General features: G+C 73.1%; 7 protein-coding genes. 5 read left to right on the forward strand and 2 right to left on the reverse strand.

All coding sequences use genetic code 11. From position 1 onward, the window contains the following. Window positions 1–142 precede the first annotated feature (142 nt). A complete protein-coding gene (locus tag ACWDSL_RS50915) occupies window positions 143–1,261 on the reverse strand; it encodes a mechanosensitive ion channel family protein (protein WP_450496275.1) in 1,119 nt (372 codons plus the stop codon). Window positions 1,262–1,541: 280 nt separating this feature from the next. Further along, entirely contained in the window at window positions 1,542–2,318 is a 777-nt protein-coding gene (locus ACWDSL_RS50920) for a CDP-alcohol phosphatidyltransferase family protein (RefSeq protein ID WP_450496277.1), read from the reverse strand. 134 nt (window positions 2,319–2,452) lie between these two features. Here ACWDSL_RS50920 and ACWDSL_RS50925 point away from each other — a divergent pair, with 134 nt between their 5' ends. The 5 genes from ACWDSL_RS50925 to ACWDSL_RS50945 all read left to right on the forward strand — a co-directional run. After that, window positions 2,453–3,487 carry a zinc-dependent alcohol dehydrogenase gene (locus tag ACWDSL_RS50925; RefSeq protein WP_450496279.1) on the forward strand — a complete coding sequence of 345 codons (1,035 nt, stop codon included), beginning with the start codon at window positions 2,453–2,455 and terminating at the stop codon, window positions 3,485–3,487. 120 nt (window positions 3,488–3,607) lie between these two features. Next, the gene (locus ACWDSL_RS50930; RefSeq protein ID WP_450496281.1) at window positions 3,608–4,006 is read left to right on the forward strand and encodes a 6-pyruvoyl trahydropterin synthase family protein; all 399 of its coding nucleotides are present in this window, start codon (window positions 3,608–3,610) and stop codon (window positions 4,004–4,006) included. Window positions 4,007–4,017: 11 nt separating this feature from the next. Further along, window positions 4,018–5,139, forward strand: coding sequence for a glycosyltransferase family 4 protein (locus ACWDSL_RS50935; RefSeq protein ID WP_450496283.1), 1,122 nt, complete (start codon window positions 4,018–4,020; stop codon window positions 5,137–5,139). Then, a complete protein-coding gene (locus ACWDSL_RS50940; RefSeq protein ID WP_450496285.1) occupies window positions 5,136–5,978 on the forward strand; it encodes a class I SAM-dependent methyltransferase in 843 nt (280 codons plus the stop codon). Before ACWDSL_RS50935 ends, ACWDSL_RS50940 begins: the two co-directional genes overlap by 4 nt. Further along, the coding region (locus ACWDSL_RS50945) for a lysylphosphatidylglycerol synthase domain-containing protein (RefSeq protein ID WP_450496287.1) at window positions 5,975–6,536 on the forward strand (562 nt) is incomplete at its 3' end. The genes ACWDSL_RS50940 and ACWDSL_RS50945, both read left to right, overlap by 4 nt.

A 6,536-nucleotide genomic window follows, 5' to 3' on the forward strand; every position in this document is an offset into this window, starting at 1 on the left:
AATCACCGACCAAAAAAAAAAAAATAAAAAAACCCCCCCAACCTCAGGGCGGGCGGGGCGGTCCGGCGTGCGCCCCCGGGGGGCCCCCCGCGCGCGGCCGCCCCCGGCACCCGACAATGGCGAAACGATCCGGCGGGGCCGCTCAGTGACGGGTCTTCGACATCGACACCGATGACTTCACCCCGGCCCCCGGGACGGCCTCCGGGGTGCGGGGGCCGGGGACCGGGATCTGGCCCGGCTGCTGCAGGACGACGGTGCGCACCGGCAGGGGGATCTCGATGCCCTCGGTCCGGTAGCGCTGGTGGAGCCGCTTGAGGAATTCATGTTTGATCAGGAACTGGTCGCTGAATTCCTGGACACGCAGGATGACCGAGAAGTCGATACCGGCTTCCCCGAAGGTGTGGAATCGGACGGCCGGTTCATGGTCCGGGACGCCGCCGGAGACCTCGGCCATCACCTCTGCGGCGACGCCGAGGCTCACCCGCTCGACCTGTTCGAGGTCGCTGTCGTAGTCGACCCTTGCCTGGATCATGATCGACATCTGCTCTTCGGGCTGATTGTAATTGGTGGTGATGGCGCCGGCGAGCTTGGCGTTCGGGATGATCACCAGGTTGTCCGGGAGCTGGCGCACCGTGGTGTTACGCCAGTTGATGTCGACGACGTAACCCTCCTCACCGCTGCCGAGCCGGATGTAGTGGCCGGGCTGCACCGTCTTGGAGGCGAGGATGTGGACGCCCGCGAAGAGGTTGGCCAGCGTGTCCTGGAGCGCCAGGGCGACCGCGAGGCCGCCCACACCGAGCGCGGTGAGCAGCGGGGCGATCGAGATGCCGAGCGTTTCCAGCAGGATGAGGACACCCATCGCCAGCACCGCGATGCGGGTGATGTTGACGAAAATGGTGGCGCTGCCCGCCACTCCGGACCGCGACAGCGCCTGGTTGCGCACCAGATCGGCGACCACGCGGGCCACGGCGATGGTGGTGGCCAGGATGAGCACGGCGGTCATCACCTGGTGGACGCTGTGGTCGATGGCCCTGGTCAGTGGCAGGGCCGCGGCCGCCCCGGACACACCGGTGACGAGGCACGCCCAGGGGGCGATGGTGCGCAGCGCGTCGACGATGATGTCGTCGCCGGTCCACCGGGTCCGGCGTGCCCGCTCCGCCAGCCAGCGCAGTGCCACACGGGACAACAGGACCATCGCCAGGCCCCCGGCCAACGCGGCGCAGACGACGATGAGGTCGTGCAGGGTGAGCGCGCGGGTCACCGGCCGCTCCCCGTACGCCGCGAAGCCTGCCGCGAGGTGCGGCAGCTCCGGCCGCACAGGGCGGTGGGCCGCGGTCCGGGTGCGCGCTCGTGGCGGGGTCTGCCGGGGAGTTCGGAGTGCTGTCTTGTCACCGTGTCACCTGTTCGTGCCTGGGATGTCGGGCTGCGCCGGGGCTTTTGTGCCTGGTCCCTGACGCGGTCTGCCATCCTGCCTCATGCCTCCCGCGCGGACGGCACCAACCAGCCAGGGGCCCGCCGAGGCCGCGACGTGGCCGCACGCGTCAGGCGTCCGCGTGGGTCATACGCGGGACCACGGTGGCGGGCCGACCGGTGGCGGCCTGACGGGCCCTCGTCTGCCACAGCCACCTGATGTCGCGTGCGAAGGACCAGATGAGCAGCGCCAGCGCCACCAGCACCACCGCGAGCGACGCCAGGTGCGGGAGGAGCGCGGAGGCGGCCACCAGCAGGGCGATTCCCTGGAGCGCGGCCACCGCCTTGCGGGCGGTGTTCACGGGCAGTGGCTCGTTCAGCCAGGGCAGGGCGCGGGCGGCCGCGACGAAGGTATAGCGCATGGCGCCGATGGTGAGCACCCACGGGCCCAGCGAGGTGGCGACGTAGACGCTGAGCACCAGGATGAGGAAGGCGTCGACCTCCATGTCGAAGCGTGCCCCCAGGGGGGACGCCGTTCCGGTGCGCCGGGCGACCTTGCCGTCGACGGCGTCGAGGATCAGCGCCACCGTGGTGAGGGCGACGAGGGCCGGGACGCGGGGCGGGCTCTGGAAGGAGTCGGCGACCAGCGCGGTCACGCCCCCCACCAGCGTGGCGCGGGCCAGGGTGACGCGGTTGGCGGCGCCGAAGGACCTGAGCCAGGAGCGGCACAGGGCGCGCGTCAGCACGGCCCAGGTGGCGAACGCGAACGCCAGGCCCGTCAGCCAGCCCGCGGGCCCCAGGCCGAGTGCGGTGCCCAGAAGTGTCAGCAGGAGTATCTGTGCGACCGCTCCCACCGCCGTCTCCTGCCGCAACAGCGTCGTGTCGTATGTGTTGTTCAGGGCAGCCACCGTGCACCCTCCGGCTGTTGTGGCGGAGTCGTTGAGTGCCGCGTACCGTGTTCGCGGCTTGGTAATGGTCAGTACGTACGTGACGGGCAAAGTGTTCAGCCCGTTGTCAGGCCCGATCTTTCTGGAGGATGTCGATGGAGCGCGTCGCCCGCGCCTTCTGGCTCCGCACCCCCGGCCACGGCGAGGTACGGGAGGTCCCGCTGCCGGTGCCCGGCGCCGACGACGTCGTGGTGCGCGCCCTGTTCTCCGGGGTGAGCCGGGGGACGGAGACCCTGGTCTTTCGCGGCGGGGTGCCGGAGAGCCAGTACGCCACGATGCGGGCCCCGTTCCAGGAGGGCGAGTTCCCCGGTCCGGTCAAGTACGGCTATCTCAACGTCGGCGTGGTGGAGGAGGGCCCGGCCGCGCTGCTGGGCCGTACGGTCTTCAGCCTGTATCCGCACCAGACGCGGTTTGTCGTCCCGGCGAGCGCCGTGACCCCGGTGCCGGAGACGGTGCCGGCGGCGCGGGCCGTGCTGGCGGGGACGGTGGAGACGGCGGTGAACGCCCTGTGGGACGCGGCGCCGTTGATCGGCGACCGGATCGCGGTGATCGGGGCCGGGATGGTCGGCGCGAGCGTGGCCGCCGTACTCGCCCGGTTTCCGGCCGTACGCGTCCAGCTGGTCGACGCGAATCCCGCGCGCGCCGGGGTCGCGGAGGCCCTGGGCGTCGACTTCGCGCTCCCCGAGGAGGCCGCGGGCGACTGCGATCTCGTCGTCCACGCCAGCGCCACCGAGGCCGGGCTCGCGCGCGGCCTCGAACTGCTCGCGCCGGAGGGGACGGTCCTGGAGCTGAGCTGGTACGGCGACCGGCGGGTCAGCCTGCCGCTGGGCGAGGCATTCCACTCCCGCCGTCTGGTCGTGCGCGGCAGCCAGGTGGGAACGGTGTCCCCGGCCCGGGGCTCGCGCCGCACCTTCGCCGACCGGCTGGCGCTGGCGCTGGAGCTGCTGGCCGACCCCGCCCTCGACGCGCTGGTGACCGGGGAGTGCGCCTTCGAGGAGCTGCCGGAGGTGCTGCCCCGCCTCGCGTCCGGGGAGCTGCCGGGGCTGTGCCACCGCGTGCGGTACGGGTCGGCCGAAGAGTCGGCTGAGCGGTCCGAAAAGCGGTCCGAACGGTCGCAACAGTCAGGATGATCCGGCAGGATCCGGCACAATCCAGCGCGGCTCTGAACCAGGTCGACGGGTCGGCCGTACTACATCACGCGGCCCGGTCGAGGGCCGCAAGCAGCCGTGCCGTACCTGGAGGGTCGTTCGTTGTTCAGCATCACCGTTCGTGATCACCTGATGATCGCTCACAGCTTCCACGGAGAGGTCTTCGGGCCCGCGCAGCGCCTGCACGGGGCGACGTTCCTGGTGGACGCCACCTTCCGGCGCGCCGAGCTGGACGCCGACAACATCGTGGTCGATATCGGCCTCGCCACCCAGCAGCTGAACGCGGTGGTCGGCGAGCTGAACTACCGCAACCTCGACGAGGAGCCCGCCTTCGCCGGTACCAACACCAGTACGGAGTTCCTGGCGAAGGTCATCGCCGACCGCCTCGCCGACCGGGTGGCCGCCGGGGAGCTGGGCGAGGGGGCACGGGGGCTTTCGGGGCTGACGGTCACGCTGCACGAGTCGCATATCGCCTGGGCGAGTTACGAGCGGGATCTGTGAGAGCGCACCCGATGAGCCGCGCCGACGCCACCACGACGGACCCGCGCTCCATGCACTTCGTCATGCCCGGTGGCGTGGCCGATCCGGCCGCGCCGAGCGGTGGCAACACCTATGACCGCCGGGTGTGCCGGGAGCTGCCGGGCGCCGGCTGGCAGGTCCACGAGCACGCCGTCGCGGGCAGCTGGCCGCAGCCGGACCCCGAGGCACGCGCGGAGCTGGCCCGTGTCCTCGCCGAGCGGCCGGACGGCAGCGTCGTCCTCCTCGACGGTCTTGTGGCCTGCGCCGTGCCGTACATCGTCGTGCCCGAGGCGCGGCGGCTGCGGCTGGCGGTGCTGGTACATCTGCCGCTGGGCGACGAGACGGGGCTCACCCCCGGCCGGGCGGCGGACCTGGACGCGCTGGAGCGCAAGACGCTGCGCGCCGTCCCGGCCGTGGTGGCGACCAGTGACTGGGCGGCCCGCAGGCTGGTGGCCCACCACGGGCTCGCCCCCGCCCGGGTGCACGTCGCCGCGCCCGGCGCGGACCTCGCGCCCCTGGCGCCCGGCACCGACGGCGCCTCACAGCTGCTGTGCGTCGCGTCGGTGACCCCGCGCAAGGGGCAGCACGTGCTGATCGAGGCCCTGGCCGAGGTGGCCGACCTGCCGTGGAGCCTGCTGTGTGTCGGCGGCCTCGGCCAGGACCCCGACTATGTGACCCGGCTGCGCGAACTGGTCGACGAGCACGGCCTGGGCGACCGGGTGCGGATCGCGGGACCGCGGGCCGGTGCGGAGTTGGACGCCGGCTATGCGGCGGCCGACCTGCTGGTGCTCACCTCGTACGCCGAGACGTACGGCATGGTCGTGACCGAGGCCCTGGCGCGGGGCATTCCGGTGCTGGCGACGGCCGTGGGCGGGGTCCCGGAGGCGCTGGGGCGGGCTCCCGACGGCGGACTGCCGGGCTTCCTCGTGCCTCCGCGGGACCCTGCGGCGCTCGTGGCGGCGCTGCGCGGCTGGCTCGTCGGACCGGGTGTGCGGGGGCGGTTGAAGGCGGCCGCTCGGGGGCGGCGCGCCGCTCTGGGCGGATGGGAGACGACGGCGCGGCGGATGGCCGACGTGCTGGAACAGCTTCGATGCGAACCACGGAGGGCCGCATGAACACCACCGACGTGCCGCTGTACCAGCCGGAGTGGCTGGAGCTGCGGGAGCGCGCCGACGCCGCGGCCCGCGCCGTGGAACTCCTCGACCCGCTGCGCGGCTGGCTGGCGGAGGCCGGGCGGCCCGGCGGTCTGGTGATCCACGACCTGGGCTGCGGCACGGGTTCCATGGGCCGCTGGCTCGCGCCCCGGCTGCCCGGCCCCCAGCACTGGGTGCTGTACGACCGCGATCCGGCGTTGCTGGGCCGGGCCGCCGCGCAGACGCCGGCCACGACCGAAGACGGCGCCGGTGTCACGGTTCTGACCCGGCGCGCGGACCTCGGCGAGCTGGCCGCGGAGGATCTGGCCGGGGCCTCGCTGGTGACGGCGTCCGCTCTGCTTGACGTGCTGACCCGGGACGAAGTGGACGCGCTGGTCGCCGCCTGCGCCGAGGCCGGTTGTCCGGTGTTGCTGGCGCTGTCGGTGGTGGGGCGGGTCGAGCTTTCCCCGGCAGACCCGTTTGACGGCGAGATCGCTGAGGCGTTCAACGCCCATCAGCGCCGGGGCGGTCTGCTGGGGCCTGACGCGATCATGGTGGCCTCCGACGCCTTTGCTCTGCGGGGCGCGTCGGTGCGGGTGCACAGCAGCCCATGGCGGCTCGGCGCGGGCGAGTCCGCGCTGACGGCCCAGTGGCTGCGTGGCTGGGTCGAGGCGGCCTGTGAACAGCGGCCGGTTCTGGCGCCGCGCGCCGAGGCGTATCTGCGGGACCGCCTGGCGGCGTGCGCCGCGGGCGAGTTGCGGGTGGTGGTGCACCACAGCGATCTGCTGGCGCTGCCCGGGACGACGGGCGGGGCGTCGTGAACGCGGGGGCGCTCAAGGCGCGGCTCGGCACGATCGCCGGTGCGGTCATCCTCGGCGTGGTGGTGTGGCGGGTGGGTACGGGCGCCTTTCTGGACGGCGTGCGCCGGATCGACGCCGTGACGCTTCTGGCGGCGCTTGGGCTGGGCCTGTTCACCACGGTCTTCAGCGCCTGGCGCTGGTGTCTGGTGGCCCGGGCGCTGGGCATCCGGCTGCCGCTGGGCGCGGCCGTGGCGGACTACTACCGGGCCCTGTTCCTGAACGCGGCGCTGCCCGGCGGTGTCCTCGGCGATGTGCACCGCGCGGTGCGGCACGGGCGCGACGCCGGTGATGTCGGCCGGGGGGTGCGCGCGGTGGTGCTGGAGCGGGCCGCGGGCCAGGTGGTGCTGGCCGCGGTCGGCGTGGGGATTCTGCTGACCCGGCCGTCCATGGCGGTAGCGGAGATCCGCCACCTCGCCGGCCGGCTGGCCGCGACGCCGGGCGCCTTGGCGGTCCTCGCCGCGGCGTGCGCCCTGGCCGCCGTGGCCGTCGTACGGCTGCGCGGCAGGCCCCGTACGTCAC

It is taken from the genome of Streptomyces sp. NPDC000941 (assembly GCF_053599555.1).